Raw genomic sequence first — 3,163 nt, 5'->3', positions numbered from 1 at the left:
AACTCCCTCCCCTGGAAGGGGGAGTGTCGGGGTGGGGGTCGTTGCAACGTTGCGGTTGGACCCCCACCCGGCGCGCGAAACGCGCGCCGACCTCCCCCTTTCAGGGGGAGGGATTGCTATCTCCTCGGCTAATTTAGCCCAATAGACACGAGCCGCTACTCGCCGGGCGGGAGGTCCGGCGCATCGTCCGGGACCGGGTTCCGCTCCAGATCGGCGATCAGCGTCTCCATCTCGCCGATCTCGCGGACCTGGGCCTCGATGATCTCGTCGGCGAGCTCGCGCACCCGCGGATCGTGGATTTGGGCGCGGCGGCTGGTCATGATCGCAATGGAGTGATGGGGGATCATCGCCTTCATGTAGGACACGTCGTCGACCGTCTCCTGGCTGCGCACCAGCCATAAGGCGCCGGCGAACAGCACGACACTGGCCACGGCGATAGCGATATTGGCTTTGCTGCTCTTGTACATGTTCAGCATGAAGGCGAGCATGACCACGGCCATGGCGGCGCCCATGACGACCGCCATCCAGGCGCGGGTCTGGCTGAACCAGACATGGTCCAGCGCGTAGGTGTTGAGATACATCAGACCGAACATGACGATCGTCGCGGTGACGATCATGGCCCCGAAACGGTCATAGCTCATCGGTCTCTCTCCACGCGGTAGTTCATTGCCGTGAAAACGCATAGAACCAACGCACTACATGCAGAGAGGTTTCAGGAGGATCCCGCACGCACCTTGCGTCACCCCCGGGCTTGTCCCGGGGGTCCAATAGGGCGTTTCCTTCGGATATGCGCCAGTTCTACGTCTACATTCTCGCCAAGCATCGCCATGGGGCTCTCTACATTGGCGTGACGAACGATCTGATCCGCCGAGTCTACGAGCACCGCGAGGGCTTGGCCCCAGGGTTCACTAAATGGCAGGGCATCAAACAGCTGGTCTATTATGAGCAGCACGCGACGGCGGCGACGGCCATTCAACGCGAAAAGACGATGAAAGGCTGGCCCCGCGCGTGGAAAATCCAGACAATTGAAGAGTTAAATCCGACGTGGACGGATCTCTATGAAGAGATTTGCCGATAGGCTCTATTGGATGCCCGGAACAAGTCCGGGCATGACGAAGGATGAGCAGGTTCGAGCGTGCAGTCCCAATGGCTGTGGTTGATGTCGGGGGCGCGGGCCTCGACGCCGTGATCGCGGGCGCAACGCACGATCTGCGCCGGGGCGTAGAAGCCCATTGGTTGCGAATTGAGCAGCGCGCAGGCGAAGACGGCCGGGTAATGGCACTTGATCCAGGCCGAGACATAGACCAGATGGGCGAAGCTCGCGGCGTGGCTTTCGGGAAAACCGTACTCGCCGAAGCCCTTGATCTGGTTGAAGCAGCGTTCGGCGAAATCCGGCGGATAGCCGCGCGCGGTCATGCGGCCGACCATCTTGTCTTGGAGTTTGCCGATGGTGCCGCGCCGCCGGAACGTGGCCATGGCGCGGCGGAGCTCGTTCGCCTCGGGGCCCGAGAATTTCGCCGCCACCATGGCAAGCCGCATGGCCTGCTCCTGAAACAGCGGCACGCCCATGGTCTTGCCGAGCACCTGGTGCAGCTCGTCATGGGGGCCATGATCCGGATGGGGCGAGGGGAACGCGACCGGCTCGGCGCCGGAGCGGCGGCGCAGATACGGGTGCACCATGTCGCCCTGGATGGGCCCCGGGCGGACGATGGCGACCTCGATGACGAGATCGTAGAAGCATCTGGGTTTCAGCCGCGGCAGCATGTTCATCTGGGCGCGGCTCTCCACCTGGAACACGCCGATGGAGTCCGCTTTGCACAGCATGTCGTAGACGGCCGGGTCGTCGCGCGGCACCGTGGCGAGCGAGATGTCCTCCCCGTAATGTGCTTTCAGCAGCGCGAAGGCCTTGCGGATGCAGGTGAGCATGCCGAGGCCGAGCACATCGACCTTCAACAGCCCAAGGGCGTCGAGATCGTCCTTGTCCCATTCGATGAAGGTGCGGTCGTCCATGGCCGCGTTGCCGATGGGAACGACCTCGGATAGGGGCCCGCGGGTCAGCACGAAGCCGCCCACATGCTGGGAGAGATGGCGGGGAAAGCCGATCAGCTCGTGGGCGAGCTCGAGGCAGCTTGCGAGCAGCGGGTCGGAGGGATCGAGTCCCGCCTCGCGCACAAATTTCTCGGGCAACGATGAATTGCTCAAACCCCAGATCGTGGTGGCCAGCGCCGCGACCGTGTCCTCGGAGAGGCCGAGCGCCTTGCCGACCTCGCGCACGGCGGAGCGGCCGCGATAGGAGATGACGGTCGCCGCCAAGCCGGCGCGGTCGCGGCCGTAGCGCGCGTAGATATATTGAATCACCTCCTCGCGGCGCTCGTGCTCGAAGTCGACGTCGATGTCCGGCGGCTCCTTGCGCTCGGGCGAGACGAAGCGCTCGAACAGAAGATCGATCTCGGTGGGATCGACATTGGTGATGGCGAGGCAATAGCAGACGGCGGAGTTGGCGGCGGAGCCGCGGCCCTGGCAGAGAATGCCGAGGCCGCGCGCGTAATGCACGATGTCGTGGACGGTGAGGAAATAGGGCGCGTAATCGAGCTCGGCGATCAGCGCGAGCTCTTTCTCAAGCGTCTTGCGCACGTGTCCGGGGATCCCGTCCGGGAAGCGCCAGGCCGCGCCCTCCCAGGTGAGTTCCTCGAGATGCGATTTCGGGGTCTTGCCGTGGGGGACGGGCTCGTCCGGATATTCGTATTTCAGCTCGTCGAGGGAGAAAGTGCAGGCATCCGCGATCTCGATGGTGCGTTCGAGCGCCGCCTCATGACCTCTGAACAGCCGCGCCATCTCGTTTGGCGCTTTCAGGTGCCGCTCCGCATTGGCTTCGAGGCGGAAGCCGGCTTCCGTGATCGTGCATTTCTCGCGGATACAGGTGAGCACGTCCTGCAAGGGGCGGCGGTGGGGCGCGTGATAGAGCACGGCACCTGTGGCGACGAGCGGCGTTCGCGTGTGTGCCGCCAATTGGGCGAGCTTCGCGATGCGGGCTTTGTCGTCGCCGCGATAAGAATGACTTGCGGCGAGGTAGAGCGGCGTGCGGGAGGGAAGCGTCTGTTTGATACGCAGGAGGTGTGATTCGAACGAGCGTGACTCTTTCTCCCTCCCCCTGAAAGGGGGA

At 63.7% G+C, this 3,163-nt stretch carries 2 protein-coding genes and 1 pseudogene; 1 reads left to right on the top strand and 2 read right to left on the bottom strand.

The genetic code is table 11. The features are described 5' to 3' along the window. Positions 1–155: 155 nt before the first annotated feature. On the bottom strand, positions 156–641 hold the full coding sequence (locus AUC71_RS09135) for a DUF305 domain-containing protein (protein WP_069624018.1): 486 nt from the start codon (positions 639–641) through the stop codon (positions 156–158). A 146-nt stretch (positions 642–787) separates the two neighbouring features. On the opposite strand from AUC71_RS09135, the gene AUC71_RS09130 reads away from it, so the two are divergent. Beyond that, on the top strand, positions 788–1,078 hold the full coding sequence (locus tag AUC71_RS09130; RefSeq protein ID WP_069624017.1) for a GIY-YIG nuclease family protein: 291 nt from the start codon (positions 788–790) through the stop codon (positions 1,076–1,078). Here AUC71_RS09130 and AUC71_RS09125 read toward each other — a convergent pair. Further along, positions 1,066–3,163 (bottom strand): annotated as a pseudogene (locus AUC71_RS09125) (error-prone DNA polymerase); the annotation flags it as partial. The gene AUC71_RS09130 and the pseudogene AUC71_RS09125 overlap by 13 nt on opposite strands.

The sequence above is a fragment of the Methyloceanibacter marginalis genome (genome assembly GCF_001723295.1).
GTDB classification, from domain to species: Bacteria; Pseudomonadota; Alphaproteobacteria; order Rhizobiales; family Methyloligellaceae; genus Methyloceanibacter; species Methyloceanibacter marginalis.
Note: the sequence above shows the minus strand (reverse complement) of the source record. Positions and strands in the feature narration are given on the sequence as shown.

What these genes read in the sequence shown, in the direction of transcription:
- AUC71_RS09135 (WP_069624018.1), bottom strand. Translation starts at nt 641, where the DNA reads ATGAGCTATGACCGTTTCGGGGCCATGATCGTCACCGCGACGATCGTC.
- AUC71_RS09130 (WP_069624017.1), top strand. Translation starts at nt 788, where the DNA reads ATGCGCCAGTTCTACGTCTACATTCTCGCCAAGCATCGCCATGGGGCT.